Annotated in this window: 24 protein-coding genes; all 24 read left to right on the top strand. The window is 47.3% G+C overall.

Going from position 1 to position 15,094, the window contains the following annotated elements; genetic code table 11:
* Positions 1-87: 87 nt before the first annotated feature.
* A complete protein-coding gene (locus HMPREF1222_RS00230; protein WP_016517697.1) occupies positions 88-363 on the top strand; it encodes a hypothetical protein in 276 nt (91 codons plus the stop codon).
* 159 nt (positions 364-522) lie between these two features.
* On the top strand, positions 523-726 hold the full coding sequence (locus HMPREF1222_RS00225; protein ID WP_155997521.1) for a hypothetical protein: 204 nt from the start codon (positions 523-525) through the stop codon (positions 724-726).
* Positions 723-986: a hypothetical protein gene (locus tag HMPREF1222_RS00220; protein ID WP_016517694.1), complete on the top strand. Its 264-nt coding sequence runs from the start codon at positions 723-725 to the stop codon at positions 984-986. The genes HMPREF1222_RS00225 and HMPREF1222_RS00220 overlap by 4 nt, the downstream gene beginning before the upstream one ends.
* A 13-nt stretch (positions 987-999) precedes the next feature.
* Positions 1,000-1,599 carry a DUF3164 family protein gene (locus tag HMPREF1222_RS00215; RefSeq protein WP_016517693.1) on the top strand — a complete coding sequence of 200 codons (600 nt, stop codon included), beginning with the start codon at positions 1,000-1,002 and terminating at the stop codon, positions 1,597-1,599.
* Positions 1,600-1,724: 125 nt separating this feature from the next.
* Positions 1,725-2,021: an IclR family transcriptional regulator gene (locus tag HMPREF1222_RS00210; protein ID WP_016517691.1), complete on the top strand. Its 297-nt coding sequence runs from the start codon at positions 1,725-1,727 to the stop codon at positions 2,019-2,021.
* A complete protein-coding gene (locus HMPREF1222_RS00205) occupies positions 2,002-2,343 on the top strand; it encodes a hypothetical protein (RefSeq protein ID WP_016517690.1) in 342 nt (113 codons plus the stop codon). The genes HMPREF1222_RS00210 and HMPREF1222_RS00205 overlap by 20 nt, the downstream gene beginning before the upstream one ends.
* Positions 2,324-3,229, top strand: a complete 906-nt coding sequence (locus tag HMPREF1222_RS00200) for a hypothetical protein (protein WP_016517689.1) — start codon at positions 2,324-2,326, stop codon at positions 3,227-3,229. The genes HMPREF1222_RS00205 and HMPREF1222_RS00200 overlap by 20 nt, the downstream gene beginning before the upstream one ends.
* A gap of 4 nt (positions 3,230-3,233) precedes the next feature.
* Positions 3,234-4,934, top strand: a complete 1,701-nt coding sequence (locus HMPREF1222_RS00195) for a DDE-type integrase/transposase/recombinase (protein ID WP_016517688.1) — start codon at positions 3,234-3,236, stop codon at positions 4,932-4,934.
* Between the two features lie 24 nt (positions 4,935-4,958).
* The gene (locus tag HMPREF1222_RS00190; RefSeq protein ID WP_016517687.1) at positions 4,959-5,234 is read left to right on the top strand and encodes a hypothetical protein; all 276 of its coding nucleotides are present in this window, start codon (positions 4,959-4,961) and stop codon (positions 5,232-5,234) included.
* A 13-nt stretch (positions 5,235-5,247) separates the two neighbouring features.
* Entirely contained in the window at positions 5,248-6,030 is a 783-nt protein-coding gene (locus HMPREF1222_RS12345) for an HNH endonuclease (RefSeq protein WP_016517686.1), read from the top strand.
* On the top strand, positions 6,027-6,830 hold the full coding sequence (locus HMPREF1222_RS00180; RefSeq protein ID WP_016517685.1) for a tyrosine-type recombinase/integrase: 804 nt from the start codon (positions 6,027-6,029) through the stop codon (positions 6,828-6,830). The genes HMPREF1222_RS12345 and HMPREF1222_RS00180 overlap by 4 nt, the downstream gene beginning before the upstream one ends.
* A gap of 4 nt (positions 6,831-6,834) precedes the next feature.
* Entirely contained in the window at positions 6,835-8,262 is a 1,428-nt protein-coding gene (locus HMPREF1222_RS00175; protein WP_016517684.1) for a class I SAM-dependent DNA methyltransferase, read from the top strand.
* On the top strand, positions 8,259-8,390 hold the full coding sequence (locus tag HMPREF1222_RS13220; RefSeq protein ID WP_016517683.1) for a hypothetical protein: 132 nt from the start codon (positions 8,259-8,261) through the stop codon (positions 8,388-8,390). The genes HMPREF1222_RS00175 and HMPREF1222_RS13220 overlap by 4 nt, the downstream gene beginning before the upstream one ends.
* 1 nt (position 8,391) lies before the next feature.
* The gene (locus HMPREF1222_RS00170; protein WP_016517682.1) at positions 8,392-8,691 is read left to right on the top strand and encodes a hypothetical protein; all 300 of its coding nucleotides are present in this window, start codon (positions 8,392-8,394) and stop codon (positions 8,689-8,691) included.
* Between the two features lie 24 nt (positions 8,692-8,715).
* Positions 8,716-9,576: an ExeA family protein gene (locus HMPREF1222_RS00165; RefSeq protein WP_016517681.1), complete on the top strand. Its 861-nt coding sequence runs from the start codon at positions 8,716-8,718 to the stop codon at positions 9,574-9,576.
* Positions 9,577-9,590: 14 nt separating this feature from the next.
* Positions 9,591-9,920 (top strand): hypothetical protein, encoded by a 330-nt coding sequence (locus HMPREF1222_RS00160; RefSeq protein ID WP_016517680.1) that lies wholly within the window; start codon positions 9,591-9,593, stop codon positions 9,918-9,920.
* Positions 9,921-10,042: 122 nt separating this feature from the next.
* Positions 10,043-10,498: a regulatory protein GemA gene (locus HMPREF1222_RS00155; protein WP_016517679.1), complete on the top strand. Its 456-nt coding sequence runs from the start codon at positions 10,043-10,045 to the stop codon at positions 10,496-10,498.
* A gap of 223 nt (positions 10,499-10,721) precedes the next feature.
* Complete coding sequence (locus HMPREF1222_RS00145; RefSeq protein WP_016517677.1) at positions 10,722-11,180, top strand: Mor transcription activator family protein; 459 nt, start codon at positions 10,722-10,724, stop codon at positions 11,178-11,180.
* Between the two features lie 54 nt (positions 11,181-11,234).
* On the top strand, positions 11,235-12,212 hold the full coding sequence (locus HMPREF1222_RS00140) for a phage protease (RefSeq protein ID WP_016517676.1): 978 nt from the start codon (positions 11,235-11,237) through the stop codon (positions 12,210-12,212).
* 3 nt (positions 12,213-12,215) lie between these two features.
* Positions 12,216-13,124 (top strand): Mu-like prophage major head subunit gpT family protein, encoded by a 909-nt coding sequence (locus HMPREF1222_RS00135; protein ID WP_016517675.1) that lies wholly within the window; start codon positions 12,216-12,218, stop codon positions 13,122-13,124.
* Between the two features lie 10 nt (positions 13,125-13,134).
* Entirely contained in the window at positions 13,135-13,659 is a 525-nt protein-coding gene (locus HMPREF1222_RS00130) for a hypothetical protein (RefSeq protein ID WP_016517674.1), read from the top strand.
* Positions 13,656-14,087: a phage protein Gp36 family protein gene (locus HMPREF1222_RS00125; protein ID WP_016517673.1), complete on the top strand. Its 432-nt coding sequence runs from the start codon at positions 13,656-13,658 to the stop codon at positions 14,085-14,087. Before HMPREF1222_RS00130 ends, HMPREF1222_RS00125 begins: the two co-directional genes overlap by 4 nt.
* Entirely contained in the window at positions 14,084-14,548 is a 465-nt protein-coding gene (locus HMPREF1222_RS12340) for a phage virion morphogenesis protein (RefSeq protein WP_051122490.1), read from the top strand. Before HMPREF1222_RS00125 ends, HMPREF1222_RS12340 begins: the two co-directional genes overlap by 4 nt.
* Positions 14,545-15,084 (top strand): hypothetical protein, encoded by a 540-nt coding sequence (locus HMPREF1222_RS00115; RefSeq protein WP_016517671.1) that lies wholly within the window; start codon positions 14,545-14,547, stop codon positions 15,082-15,084. Before HMPREF1222_RS12340 ends, HMPREF1222_RS00115 begins: the two co-directional genes overlap by 4 nt.
* Positions 15,085-15,094: the final 10 nt, after the last annotated feature.

The following is a 15,094-nucleotide window of genomic DNA, read 5'->3' as shown; positions in this document are numbered from 1 at the left end:
CCGGTAAAAAAAGAAAAGCGAAAAACACAGACCTCTTTCGCTTTTCTCAACAACACACGCCTGTAAAGACAGGCAAAGGATGACTTTATGATAGAACAAAAAAAGAAAATCCACAAGCCCAAAAACAGAACCATCGGGCACATGTACGGTGGCTGGATTAAGTACCAGCTCTCCCTTATCAACGTTTCTTATACCGACATTGCAGAAGAATTGGACGTCCGTGACAGTTCGGTCGCCGCGGTTATCCACGGCCGACGTACTTCCGCCCGCATTCAGCAAAAGACCGCCGATAAACTCGGCCTTGCAAACTGGCAAGCAGTGCTTGACGCTGCAAAACGGGCAACAAAGGAGAATGTCGTGTAATCGGCAATCTACCGGATGTGCGAGGAGGTAACAAGATGGCTATACACTGTCCATTGGGTCGCTGTGAAAATTGCGGCAAGGAATTCAATGCTGAACTGAAGTATGAGTATGAAATCTGTTTTTGCCCGTGGTGCGGTGCTGAAATAGAATGGGAGGAAGATGATGAATGATGAATTGATGGAGCTGTATTCTCTGCTTGAATACGCAGTGCGGCAACTACAATGCTGTCAAATAGTGTACTGTAAACCAGTTGAAGAAAAACCGGTTCTCTTAGAATTTTATGAAAAACAGGTTGATGCCCTGTTGCTCCGGCTTGAAGCTGCGCGTGAAAGACCACCGCAAGCAGGAGGGGGCAGCGTATGAGCGGAAGTACGGGAATACACCCGCTTGATAAGGCGTTAAGCGGACTGGAACACACCATCAATGAATGGGAACTGGAAGCAGAAAAGCCGGTGTATATCAGCTTAAAGGAGCCGTCTCTTAACGACCTGTATAAGGAGAAAGGAGAGGTATACAAAATTTTACGGTGCTGGCGGAGCGGTGCTTCCGCACTCGGCAAAAAACAAGCCGTCGAGGAATGCGACCAGGTCATCGCATTCTTTGAACGTATCTGCGGCAAATAAAAGGGGGAAAGAAATGGATAAACAATTTATGACCGACTCGCAAGGACGTGAGGTGCCGGTCTCGATGGTAAAGGACATCGACATCTTACGCGATCAAACCGTCAAAGCAATTATGACAAAGACCTTTGCAATGCGGGACGCGCTCGTGTCTTTTAAGCAGGGCATCTGGAGCGACATTCAAGAGTTCTTGAGCCTTTCGAGTGAGCAGCACGGAATCAGCTGGGGCGGTAAAAAAGGGAACATTACCCTCACCACCTATAACGGACAGTACATGCTGAAAATCGCCGTAAACGACAATCTGCAATTTAACGAAAAGCTGCAAATTGCCAAGCAGTTGATAGACGAATGCATTAAGGAGTGGGCAACCGGCGCGCGCCCTGAATTGAGGGCACTCATCGATAACGCCTTTGCGGTAGACAAGCAGGGGAATATCAGCACGGCACGAGTCCTCGGTTTACGCAGACTTGATATCAGCGATCCGAAATGGCTGAAAGCAATGCAGGCAATTACAGACAGCGTGCAGGTGGTTTCCAGCAAAACCTATATGCGCTTTTACGAGCGGCAGAAAGACGGCAGCTATAAGCAAATACCACTTGATGTTGCTGCCTTGTAAAGGAAGGAGGGAATGATGAGCGGATGGCAATACCGGTTCGGTATAAAACTGAAAGAATTGGGAGAAGTGTTCGGCTGGGCGTGGCTTGTCCGGTTAGGGCTTTATATCAAAGATGAGGCGCTCAGATGAAAAAGCTGAATGCACAGGAGCGGGTGTTTGAGATAATCGAACTGCTTTATGCCCATCAAGTATCAGGCTTAAATAACAAAGAGCTTGCAACCTTATTGAAAACAACGGAAGCAAATGTCTGTCGGGATATGGCAGTATTTGAAAGATATGGGTATGTGGCTCGCAACTCACAATATCGGTGGAGACTTTCTCCGAAGTTCGGAGGAATAGCCGGACATATTATGAGAGCGTTCCAGCAAGCAAAATTGGAAATAGCACGGGAGGAGGCGGAGTATGCAAGCGCAATGCAATAGTGAAGCACAATGTGCAAGGGTATCGGTTTATTGTCTTGAAAAATACCTTACGGCTGATGAAGTTCGAAACGGTTTGAAAATTAAAAACAACAAATCGGCAGATGAACGGCTCAACGAGGCTTTTAATTTAGCGGTAAAGATGGCCGAGATTCGCCGCGAATTAGGGGTTCAGCTTTGTATGGCTTTCAAACAGACGAACCGTGAAACGTTTTTTGCAGAAGTAAAAAAGAAAGGCTTTAGCGAGGATTTTGTTATGTCGATTATGGACGAAATTTTCAGAGACATATTACAGGGGGTGTTGAATGCCAAGACAAAAAAATGAAATTGTTGTGTCGGATGATATAAGAGCGATGGAAGTCGCGGCACAGCGCCAACACGAACAGGAAATATCTGTACAAGAACTTGATTCAAAGTATCTGCCGGAGGGGGAATCTTACAATCTGTTTGTCTGTATGTCTCGAGCTAGGGATGCAGAAACTACTGCAGGTCAAGCTTTTATTGCACTTGGTCAGCAGTTAGCTTTGATAAAGGCTCACGAAACATCGGAACAATTCCATGCTGCTATGGAAAGCTTAGAGGTTTCTTGGAGAATCGCAAACTACGCAATGGCTGCCGCTCGCCGGTTTTCAAATTCGAAACTAGTTTCGAATTTCGGTCGTACAAAACTCCAAATTCTTTCTGTTCTCGACGATGAGCAGATAACCCAGATGGAAGAAACAGGCTCCCTTGCCGGAGTCGGCACCGTAGACGAGATTAAACAGATGAACCGTAAAGACCTTGAAGCCGCTCTCCGTGAAGAAAAGAAAAAGCGCAAGGAAGAGCGGGATGCGCAAGAGGCGGCAATCAGTCAAAAAGAGAAAAAACTCAACGAGCTTGAAATGGAGCTACGCTACCGCGAGCCGCCGACTAAGGAAGAGCTTGCGCAAGCTGCGCTCGATGAACTTAAAAAGAAGTTTTTTCTGCAAGTCGGAGAGGCGAGTCATGCGCTGCATAACCTGATGCTTACCATCATACAGGCGCAGGAAATTCCTGATGTCAATATTACCCAACTGCAAGGTTTTATCACCCTTGAGCCGGAAGGCTTGTTGTCTTCCATTTTTGATTACAGCGATACGCTCGATGAGATGATTGAAAACATCTGTCCCGCTCGCGCTGAGACAAACGCCGAGGCGGAAGAGATGCAGTATGCGGAGCCGGTAGAGGACTAGCGGTATGTATCAGGCGTACGTTAAAAAGATGGAAGGGGCAAAAAGCGCGGCGGAGCGCAAGGCGGTCATTGCGGAATTATGCCGGATGTTTGCGTTTTCACAAGCGAAAGCCTACAAAGTGCTTAAAGAAGCCGGATGGCAGTCCGGCAGAAAGGAGCGCAAAGATGCAGGCTCTTCCGGCATCTCGCAAGAAGAACTCAAGCTGATCGCTTCGGTACTGCGCAACAGCGTACGCAAAAACGGCAAGGCAACGATGGGCGTTCCGGTTGCCCGCTCTATTTTACAGGCAAACGGTATCAATATCCCGATTGCCGATAGCCGCTTGCGGGAGCTTTTAGTGGAGAACGGGCTATCCCTTGCAGAGGCGGAAATTCCCCGCCCGCACCGTACTATGCGGACGCTTTATCCCAATCAAGTACACCAAGCTGACCCGTCGGTCTGTCTTATCTGGTTTGCACCGAACGGCGAGCAAAAGCTCTACGATGCTGATGAAGTGTACAAAAATAAGAACCCGCGGGAAGGAAAACTCAAGTGCTGGCGGTATGTACTCACCGACCACACCTCCGGCTCCATCTGTGTACGGTATTACGCGGCGATGGGCGAGTCGGCGGTAAATATGTACGACTTTTTACTGTATGCGTGGGGGCAAAAGCATAACCCGCTTTACGTGTTTCACGGATTGCCGGAGCTTTTAATCTGGGACTGCGGTACGGGCAACACGGCGCGGGCGGTAACGGCAGCGCTTACCGCACTTAAAGTAGAAACACAGCCGCACCTTCCGGGAAATCCGCGGGCAAAGGGACAAGTAGAAGTCAGCAACAATATCGTTGAAACACAGTTTGAAAGCCGCTTAAAGCTGGAGCCGGTTCATAGCTTTGCGGCACTCAATGAAGCTGCGGAGCGGTGGTGCGCTGCGTATAACGCAAACCTTATCGAAGGGCAAGACACGCGCCTTACGCGGCACGGTAAGAAAATCGGCAGCAGGACGGAACTGTGGCAGCGCATCTTACCGGAGCAACTTCGGGAGCTGCCCGATCCGGTTATCTGTCGGCAGATTTTTACCGCCGGTATTCAAACCCGCCGCGTTGCAGGCGACCTTTCGGTAAGTATTGTCCATCCGCACGTAAAAGAATCGCTTCGCTATAGTCTGCAAGGACTTCGCGGCGTTACCGTTGGGCAGACGGTCAATGTACAGCCGGTGCTTGTTTCTGCAACGCCGACTGTACGCGTGAGCTTTCAGTATAACGGCGAACTTGTTGCGTATGAAGTTGAACCGATTGAGTATGACGAAAACGGTTTTGACATAACCGCTCCCGTACCCGGGGTCAACTACAAAGCAGCAGGCTTTACCGATCGGGAAGCAACCAACAAGGAACTTACCGCACTTGCAAAAGGCACAAAGGAGCGCCCGTTTACTGAAATTACCGGGGGCAAAGGCTTGACCGCTCATTCGCATATCGATGCCAAGAGCTTATTTATCCGCTCGCAAACGGGAACGCAAATCACCGTCGATTCGGTGCAGATGCACGACATTTTGATCAGCGGCGCAGAAGCGGCAAAGCGGATAAAAGCACGGCTGGGCTATGTGCCGGACGGCTTCCTTGAGCGGATGAAAGCGGAGTATGAAAACAATGTACCGTCGCAAGTCATTGACGCACTTGCGGCAGAGTATGCGCACGGCGAGGAACTTGCGCAACTCGGATAACTTTTTTTGTAAGGAGGATGAGGAATGAGAAATAAAATAATTGACCTACACAATGCACTATTTGCAGAACTTGAAGCATTACAAGATGAGGATAGCTTCAAAGATGAAAATGGGAATATCGACAATGCGAAAGTTGAGATTGCTATTAAACGTGCTGATGCAGTAAACAGCATTGCCGGGCGAATTACGGAATTAACACGGCTTCAACTTGATGCGGTTCGCGTTGCTGACAATATGGGAATGTCGATACAGTTGCCGGAGACGCTTGACGCAAAAGAAATCGACTGGAAAAAGAAATAGGTAATGGTGTGATATGAGTACGGTTAAGTGGACGAAAGAAATTGATAACTGGATTAAAGAGCGCTGCCCCATCCGTGAACATGGATACACTCAGATTCAGCACATAGTCGATGATCTTAATGCAACGTTTCATACGGACTTTGGCATAAATGCATTCAAGACCAACTGTTACAGTAAAGGTTTTAAGATTGATGCATGCAATAGTGCAAACTATCATCGAGGTGAAACACACCATCGACACAAACCAGTCGGCAGCTTGCAAGAAAAAAAAGGCTATGTGCAGATAAAGATCGGAGAACCGAATCAATGGATGCAGTATCAGCGGTATGTGTGGGAACAACACCATCCGGGTGAGAGTGCAAAAGGAATGGTCGTCCTTTTCATGGACGGCAATAGTCGTAACTTTGAGCCTTCAAATCTTGAGCGCGTTTCACGAGGAGAATTAACCGTTATGGCTAGTCTAGGACATACAGCAGCAATGTCGCGCGAAGAGCGGGAAATATGCTTACTTCGTGCACGAGTTGCCCTCGCGAAAGGAAAACTTATAGGACGTGAGAAAGTCTACGCACTCCATAATAAAGCAAACTACGAACGGAAAAAAAACGATCCTGCAGAAAAGGCAAAAAAAGCTGCTTACGCAAAGCAACGGTTTGCAAAGATTAAGGCTGATCCGGTAAAGTACGAAGCGTATCTTTGTAAGCAGCGGGAATACCGGGCAAAGAACCGCGAACGATTAAAGGCGCAAACGCGTGAATATCGGCGGATACGGCGGCAAACAAAAGGGAGGACGGTATGACACCTTATGATGATTTTTTAGATTACCTGTATGAATGCGAACTATCTGAAAATACGATTAGCTCGTATCGGTATTCACTGAAAGAGTTTTTTTCAAAATTTACTGAATTCAATAAAACAAATGCGATTCAATATAAAAAATGGCTTATAGGATGTAGAAAATCAAAAACAATCGCATTACGGATTACTGCCTTAAATAAATATGCAGATTTTATAGGACGGCCGCAAGAAAAAATAAAAAGAATAAAGATACAAAAACAATTGTACGTTGAGAATGTTCCCAATGATGAAGAATACGGACGAGTATGTGAATATGCACGACAACATAATCAGAAGGCCTATTGGCTTGTTCGGTTCCTTGCCGGTACGGGAATGCGCATATCGGAATTAACAAAATTAAAAGGAATTTGTCTGATTGAAGGTTGTGCACGGATGCACTCTAAAGGGAAACAACGCTTAATATTAATTCCCAAAAACCTGATAGAAGATTCAAAAGAGTTTTTCCGCGAGAAAGCTGCAGACGAGTCTTTGTTTCTTTCTCGATACGGGAAGCCGCTGACAACAAGAGCGGCTGCTATGCAGCTGAAGTCTATTGGCTGCAAAGCAGGAGTAAGAAAAGAAGTCATGCATCCTCATGCATTTCGTCATTATTTTGCTATAAAAATGCTGAAAGCAACGGGCAATGATATTTCCCTTGTCAGCTCTTATTTAGGTCATTCGAATATTGCAACCACAGCGATTTATACCATGCGGACAAAAGATGAGCAGGTAAATCTTTTAAATGCACAAATGAGTTGGTGAAAAAATGAGTATAGCAAAACCGGAACAGACGCTTACGAAAAAAGTTTGGAACATGACAGGCGTTCTTGCAGCGGCCGGCGTCGGATTTACCGATTATATTATTCAGCTGACATATCTCTTATTTCTAAAAATGGATTTTGAGAAAGAATCTTACGGTTTAGGCAGCGCACTTCCTGACGGAAGCAAATGGAAAGACCTTGTTGAACTGGACGGACGCGATCAACTTGAAAAATATGAAAAGATTCTTGAAATTTTACAGGCATCTGATGGACTTATCGGCGCAATTTTTACGGAAGCGCAAAATAAGATTAAAACACCGGCTCTTCTTAAAAAACTGATCGGAATGATTGATGAAGAAAACTGGTTCAGTATGGACGGAGATCTAAAAGGCGCAATTTATGAAAGTATTCTTCAAAAAAACGGACAGGATAAAAAATCCGGAGCAGGGCAATACTTTACACCGCGTCCTTTGATTAATGCGATGGTTGATGTGATTCAACCGAAGATTACAGAGACCGTTGCCGACCCGGCGTGCGGAACCGGCGGCTTCTTGCTTGCCGCCTATGACTATATGCGCAAACAAAGCGACGAGCCGAGTAAAGTGGATTTCTTACAAACGCAGGCACTGAGCGGAAATGACATTACGCCTCTTGTCGTAACATTGGCTTCTATGAATCTTTATCTTCACGATATTGGAGTGAATACCACACCGATTAAATGTGAAGATAGTTTGGAACACGAACCCGAACATCTTGTAAATGTGATTCTTGCCAACCCTCCGTTTGGGGCTCGCCCTGCAGGAAGTGTGGATATTTCGACCATGCGTTCCGATTTGATTGTAACGACAAGCAACAACCAGTTAAATTTTTTGCAGCATATAATGGTCATGTTAAAAGACGGCGGAAGAGCCGGAATCGTTCTTCCCGATAATGTGCTTTTTGCAGACGGTGCCGGAGAAATTCTTCGCAAAAAACTTTTAAAAGATTTTAATCTTCATACGATCCTTCGTTTACCGACCGGTATTTTTTACGCAAACGGCGTAAAAGCAAATGTACTGTTCTTTGAAAAAGGAAGTCCGACAAAAGAGACATGGTATTACGATTACCGGACAGGAATTAAACACACACTTACAACGAAACCGCTTAAACGTTCCGACCTTGAAGACTTTGTAAAGTGCTACTGCGCGGGGCGTCTTGAAGACAGAAAAGAAACATGGAGCAAAGAAAATCCGACGGGAAGATGGCGTAAATATCACGTCGATGAATTGCTTGCACGGGATAAAACCAGTCTGGATATTTCCTGGATAAAAGACGATTCCGATGCGGTAGACTGTTCACTCGCCGAACTGATGCAGACAATTCAAACCAAAAGCGCCAATATCGCCGCTGCAGTTGCCGAGCTTTCCCGACTGATTGAAGGAATTGAAGAATGAAAGAGCAAAACGAAGAACAACACTGTAATAAACTTTTTGAAGTTTCTCCAGCAGAAGCTACACAGCTGTGGACGGGCGGCATACGGCTTATCGGCACTAATGATATAAAACTATTGGAGGAGAAATAATATGAGTACGCACACAGAAACCCAAGAGAAAATCATCGCAATTACGGGAGCGATGCGGGACTTACTGTTATACAAAAATCAAAAGTATGGAGATTCCGCATTAAACCCGAAACAGATTTTTTACAAAGGCGATGCGGTCAATTCTATTTTAATCCGGCTTGATGATAAGATCGGGCGCATTATGGCAAATACTGAAAGCGCTCCGCGTATCAATGATGTTGCCGGCATCATTGGCTATTGTACCTTGCTGCTGATCGGCATGGGCGTAAAACCGGAAGACATTCAAAAGCTGATGGATTGAACATAATAACAAGGAGGATGAGGTATGCTGACACTACAGGCGAGGAAAGCATTTAAAGTGGTATCCGATCCGTTTACGGGAGACGTAACAAAAGCGGCGGATGTGTACATGAGCGAAGATACCCGATTTATTGCGGAGTATCTGTATCAGACTGCGCGGGCGGGCGGAATGCTTGCGCTCATTGGAGAGTCCGGCTCCGGTAAGACAACCTTACGGCGGTATGCCATAGACCGAATGCAAACGGAAGGGCAAAAGGTGCGGGTCATTACCCCGCGCATTATCGACAAGTCGCGTCTTACCGCTGCCAGTATCTGCGATGCCATTATTCTGGACTGCTCGGAAGAAAAGCCGAAGCGGACGCTTGAAGGGAAGGCGCGGCAAATTGAGCGGATACTGACCAATTCAAGCCGTGCAGGCTGGAGCCATGTACTCATGATTGAAGAAGCACACGACCTGCATATTCAAACGCTCAAATATTTAAAACGCTTTTGGGAATTGGAAGACGGCTTTAAAAAGTTATTGGCAATTATTTTGATTGGGCAGCCAGAAATGAAGGGCAAACTCGATGAAGCAAAAAACTGGGAAGCGCGCGAAGTTATCCGGCGTATGGAAGTGCTGGAATTAGCTCCTCTTGGAAGCGGAAAAGATATTGCCGCTTATCTTGATGTAAAGTTTGCTCGTCTTAAAAGAGAGCGCAAGAGTATCATCACCGATGAAGGCTGTGAAGCGCTTGCCTTAAAGCTTAGGCGGCAAACACGCAGTCAGCAGCTTGTCTACAGTATTGCTTATCCGCTTTTAGTCAACAACTGGATGCGGCGGGCAATGAACCTTGCGGCAGAACTCGGCGGTCAAATTGTCGATGCCGATATCGTCAATTCTTTGTAAGGAGTGGAGTAACTATGGGTGGAAAAAGAAAGATGTCGCTGACATTAGATGATCAGCTTCTGGCGTGTTTAAGCGAAAAGGCAAAAGTAGATGGGTTTGAAAAACCTGCTGCATTAGCTCGCTACCTTATCATAAACGGACTCAATGATATGACGGAGCAAACTGACAGGGTAAAAACATTGCGGGTCAAGATTGAAAATTATCAGGAGATTGCTGCGTATGTACGGGAGAAAAAATTCGGCAAACCTGAATATTTTGCCGCCTATGCGATGGAGTATTACATGAATAAAAATCAGCTGTCGGCTGCACAAAAGGCACGGGCAGAACGCAGTATCGAAGGGTAAAGATGAACGCCTTGCGCTGTACAGCGCAAGGGGCTTACAGGGCTTAGGAGCGCGTATGTCGAGAAAAGTATCGGCTTTGGTGCAGAAGCTCGTTTAACGGCACTTTAAGGAGCATGAACAGTATGAATAGTGGAACATATAAAACCAAGAAAGGACAGCTCATCCGGCTTATTCATGTGGGTAAGCAAAAGATCGGATTGACCGAAGAAGAATACCGCGCATTGCTTGAAGGGATAACCGGTAAAACGAGCAGTACGGAACTGACTATTGCCGAACTTGAAGCAGTGCTCAAGGCGTTTAAGCGTTTAGGCTTTCAGGTAAAAAAGATGGCTGCAAGTGCGGAAGAAGTCGGGCGGGCGACGGCGGAGCAGATACAATACATCAAAGGTTTATGGGAGCTTTCCGCACGGGTAAAAACGGAAGCGGCTCTCAACCGTTTTATCAAGCGTATTACCGGTGTTCCCTACCTGCGGTGGCTTGATGTAAAGACTGCACAAAAAGTCATTCTAGCCGTCCGCGATATTGCGGTACAGGCTGGTTATGATCCTGATGGAATGCCGGAATTAAAATCATTATAAGGGGGCTTTTGTATATGAACGAAGCGGAAACGATTCTACAACCGAAGCGGAAAAAAGCGGACTGCGATGATTGTTTGAATTACAGAACGCTTAAGTGTCCTTGCGGAATATTTGACAGAAATGAACCACGTATACGATATGTGCTTGAGATGTCAAGCGGCTGCTGTGATTATGTTCCTGATATGCAATTGAAATTTGAACTTTTCGAATAAGGAGGAGATGGGTGGAAAACTTAATGCAGGAAATGCTGCGGGTGCTTGCCGGACGAGGGGTAGAAAGAGAGCGGGCACTGCGAGCACTGAGAGCGTTAAGTAGTTGGTTCGGCGGGCAGCTGGTATACATACCGCAACAGAAAAGAACCCAATCCCGCATTGGGCAAGAAATCTACGGCGTGTTAGCTGACGCGGTAGGAGACGCCGATGCGGAGCGGATATACGAAATTATTGCGCGGTTTTACGGGGGCGTGCAGTGGTATATCCCGGTAGAAAAAACGGCATTTAGAAAACAGATTGCCCAAGAGATTGCGCAAAGATATAACGGTTCGGTTGATTCAATGCGCGACCTTTGCCGGGAATACGGCATGTCGTTTAATCAAATGTACCGGCTCTATCACGAAGGGCAAGATGCATTGCGTCAAAATGAGTTTAATTTTGACGGCTCGTATGAAAAAAAGCAAGAGTAAATTTTAATACTGATTATCTGATGATAAGGAAAAAAACAAGATAGGCTGTCGGGTATGAACACCGACAGCCTTTTTTTATGCCTGAATGCTGAAAGCGGGAAAATTCCCGAAACAATACAGCTGTTACCGGCAGGCGAATATGTTGCAGGGCGCGACGGGCGGCGCTGGATTAAAAACAATCCGGAGCTGATTGCGCAAAAATCAAACGAGTATTTGCCTCAGCACATCATCGACGAAAACCATGCCACGGATTTACGCGCTCCGAAAGGAGAAGAATCTCCGGCAATGGGCTGGTTCAGCGCTATTACTGCAAAAGAAGACGGCTCCATTTGGGCAGCTGTTTCTTGGACGGCGCGGGGAAAAGCTGCCTTAGAGAATCAAGAATATCGCTACATCTCTCCCGTTTTTACGGTGAGTGCAAACGGAGCGATAGAGTGCATCTTACGGGCAGGTCTTACCAATACACCGAATATAAACCTTCCCATATTAAACAGTACACAGACCGCGCCGGCGGATAATCCGGCAAAGGAGAAAGGAATGAATAAAGAAATCTGCGCGGCGTTGGGACTTCGTGAAGACGCAACGGAAAACGACGTGCTTACGGCAATCACTGCGTTAAAAACGCAGCTCAACAGCGCAAGGCCGGTTGACCTTACCGCGTATGCTCCGCGTGCGGACTTGGTGCAAATGGAAGAGCGGGCAGTGCGAGCAGAAACGCTGCTTGTAGAACAGAATGCCGCACAGCTGAAAGAGAAAGCTGTTATCGCTGTTGAAAAAGCGGTGAGCGAGCGCAAGATCGCTCCTGCAAGTAAGGATGCCTATCTTGCCATGTGTGCAAGTGAAGAAGGCTTGGCAAACTTTGCAAAGATTATGGAAAGCACCCCTGCAATTATACCGGCCGGTGTTTCAGCTGCCGCAGGTTTACCGCCTGCAAGCGAAACGCACACGGAACTGAATGCGGAGGAGCTGGATATGTGTAAAGCGATGGGCTATACGAAAGAGGAATGGCTCAAAATTAAGGAGGGGAAATAATTTATGATGATCAAAGACAGTACGCTGCAAGGCTTACGCACAATGGTGCGTGCCGAGTTCCGGCAAGCGTTTGACGCGGCGCTCAACCGTGAAGATTATAAGGAGCTGGTTACGATTGTAACGAGCAACACGAAATCAAACTCGTATGCATGGCTCGGTAGTTTTCCGCACATGCGCGAATGGGTCGGCGACCGGGTTATCAATGACATGAAGGAGTTTTCCTACGCCATCGAAAACAAAAAGTATGAAGCGACACTCGGCATTGACCGTACCGATATCGAAGATGATAACCTCGGTCAGTACCGCGTTCTTGCACAAACGCAAGGGCAAGAGACGGTTGACTTCTTTTGGCGGCAAATTGCAAAGCTCATTACCGACGGCTTTACCGCCTTGTGTTATGACGGGCAAAACTTCTTCGATACCGATCATCCGGTCTATGAAAAACCGGACGGCACCGGCAGCAACACCCAAACGTCAAACATCCTCGGTGCCGGAAGCGGCAAGCCGTGGTTCTTGCTCGACCTTAACCGCCCGTTAAAGCCGTTTATCATGCAGGAACGGTTCGCCCCTGAATTTGATGAAATCAAAGACACGCAAAATGAAACCGTCTTTATGAAAGACAAATACCTTTACGGTATCCGTTTCCGCGGGAACTGGGGCTATGGTCTTTGGCAGCAGGCGGTCGCTTCGAAAGAAGCGCTCACCGCAGACAACTTCCAAAAGGCTTACGGCATGATGGAAACGTTCAAACGCGACGGCGGTGATCCGCTTGGGCTTCGCCCGACGCATCTGATTGTCGATGCTTCAAACCGTGCAGCGGCGGAATCAATTCTTTTAAAACAGAATTTGTCCGGCGGGGAATCGAACATCAACTATAACCGCGTGAAGCTCATCGTCTGCCATTGGATGTAAGGAGTGAAGGATGGAAAAGACTGAAAAGATTCTCGAACAGCTGGAAGCGGAAGCAAAGAAAGCCGCAGAAAACTTAGAGGCACTCGCTCAGAAACGGAATGACGCAAAAAAAGAACTTGAAAGCAAGCCTGATGATGAAAAGCTCAAGAAAAAACTCGAAGGGATTGAAAAAGCTGTGCAGACAGCACAGGATAAACTTTTTGCAACGGCGAAAGCTGTAGAAGATGCGAAAAAGACTGCGCAAGAAAAAAACACTGGCGGAGATACTCCCGCTGAACCTTCAGGAGAAAAAACGCCGAAAAATCAAGGCGACAGCAATCCTGAGAACAACGCAGGAACTGAAAATTCCGGCAGCAATAGCGGCGATTCCGTCACGAAAAAAGTCCGCATTCGGTGCCGGAGTAAAACGGGCAAGCCTTCATACTTTCGTGCGGGCTTACGCTTCACGCCGGTTGATGCTGAATACGAAGTTACGGAAGAGGTTGCAGAAATCTTACAAAACGATCCGTGGCTTGACGGGAAGACGATCGGATGAAGTCTTTTTTAACCGCCATGGAACTGGAACAGCGCACCCCGCGTAATAGTTTACCGCTGAATGAAAACGGCGAACTCGATACGGCGCGTATCGATCTTGCGCTATCTGACGCAACGGGAATAATCGTTGCACAGCTTCCGTGGCTCTTAAAAGATGCGGAACTTATCAATCCCATCCCTGCGCAGTTTGATGCTGCCTTAAAGGGAATGTGCGCTGACATCGCCGTGCACCGTTTAACCGATACGGTAACCTCAAGCGAAGATACGCGGGACTGGTATAAAGACAGCATAAAGCTGTTAGAAAAGATAGACCGGGAATTTAAAGGCGGACTATCCGGGCCTGACTTACAGGAAGCATCCCTTGTTATCGGGGGCGGTGCCGAAGATGCAGATGATCCGCGCTACTGGAAAAAAGGAGCGATAATTTGAGCGGCGCGATGGTTACCGTCGATCTCGGCGAAATCCAAAAACTGGCAGAGGTGCTCAATCATTCCGCGCTTTCAGCCGCTGACCGGCAAGCGCTGATGAAAGGACTTGGAGGAGAAATTGTCGAGCAATCGCGTTCAAGAATCCTTGAAACGCAACTCGATCCTGAAGGTGTCCAATGGCAGGATTATGCCGCGTCCACGCTGCGCGGACTAAAAGCGAAAGGGCTTGAATCGGTCGTTTCTCTTTTACACCGTTCGGGGATGCTGCAATCTTCAATCGACGTGCAGCGCAAAAGCAGCTGGGATGTACTGGTCGGCTCTGTTATGGAGTATGCCGCCGTCCATCAATGGGGCTATAAACCGCGGAATATCCCTGCTCGTCCGTACCTCGGATTAAGCACTGACGATATTGCCGATTTAACTGAACTTGCGGCACTGTTTCTTAAAGGAAAGATCGGATGACGGTAACGTATTTGGATATACGCGATGCAGTAGTTAAGCAGCTGCAAGCAGCATTCACACACGATAAGCGGATAACCGTAAGCTCCCATCCGGGCAATTTTGATGAAGCGGAAATCCGCCGCCTCATGCAAAAGACTCCGGCGGTAATCACCTCTCTTGCACATATCCGCGATGAAGATGTTGAAGATGACTGCTTTATCGAGTTTGTCAGTTGGGTGTTATACCGCGCGGATAATCACGACCGCTTGTACAACGGTGCCTTATCGCTCGTTTCTGCGGTAGTCGGTGCAATTAAAGGACTGAATATTTCCGTTTCTTTCGGCGGCGGGCGAAGTATCAACGCCGAATGTTTGTACACCGGTTCGCTCGATAAAATCAATGCGACGCTTTGGGCGGTGCGCTGGAAACTTCGTGCGCGGGCGGTTAACGACGACGGCGTAATCGTGCTGCCTGATGATTTGGATTGGTTCAAAGGATATGACGCACATCTTACCGTTGGAAAACAAACGGCTGATGATGCTGTCAATCTGAAATGAAGGAGGAGAA

Source organism: Treponema vincentii F0403, assembly GCF_000412995.1.
GTDB classification, from domain to species: Bacteria; Spirochaetota; Spirochaetia; order Treponematales; family Treponemataceae; genus Treponema; species Treponema vincentii.
This window is presented reverse-complemented; position numbering and strand designations above follow the sequence as displayed.